Annotated in this window: 1 protein-coding gene; it reads left to right on the top strand. The window is 38.9% G+C overall.

Annotation, left to right across the window (positions count from 1 at the left end):
• On the top strand, positions 1–155 hold a 155-nt coding region (locus ACFINL_RS09930; RefSeq protein ID WP_375651511.1), incomplete at its 5' end, for an autotransporter outer membrane beta-barrel domain-containing protein.
• Positions 156–525: the final 370 nt, after the last annotated feature.

The raw sequence follows: 525 nt of genomic DNA, 5'->3' as shown, positions 1-525 counted from the left end.
ATCCTATGGGACCTGCAATTGAAGGCGGCGTTGGCATCAATGCGCAACTGTCTCACAATTTCTCCCTTCATGGTGATATAAGTTATCAACAAAAGCTTCAGAAAACTGGTATATCTGGTGCAAGCTTTTCAGGAGGAATACGTTATCAGTTTTAATACAAGGCTGTAAAAATAGCGTATTTCTTTTCTATGCATCAACAAAAAAGGCAGCCACAATATGCTGCCTTTTCGCTTTATAAATCCTAATAACACTACACTATCCCTCCTTAAGAGAGCCCTTGCTTTTTCTACTGCCTGTAAAATCAACATCCACGCCCAACGCCGCAGCTGTTTAAAACAAAGCTTGAGTCGCATCAGTGCTGTATTAGCAGCTCCAGCTTTTGTATGACAGATACAAGATATTGATTTATAATGATAATCTAGCTCTGTTCATATTGAATGAAAACCCTGAATAACGTAAGATTCTCTCATTTCAAGTCTGTTTATATTGAATCAAACAAACCCATTTGCTTGCACGGCATAAGCG

Source organism: Bartonella sp. AA78NXGY (assembly GCF_042197005.1).
In the GTDB taxonomy this organism is placed as follows: Bacteria; Pseudomonadota; Alphaproteobacteria; order Rhizobiales; family Rhizobiaceae; genus Bartonella.
The sequence above is the reverse complement of the archived record's forward strand: the minus strand, read 5'-3'. Positions and strand labels throughout refer to the sequence as shown.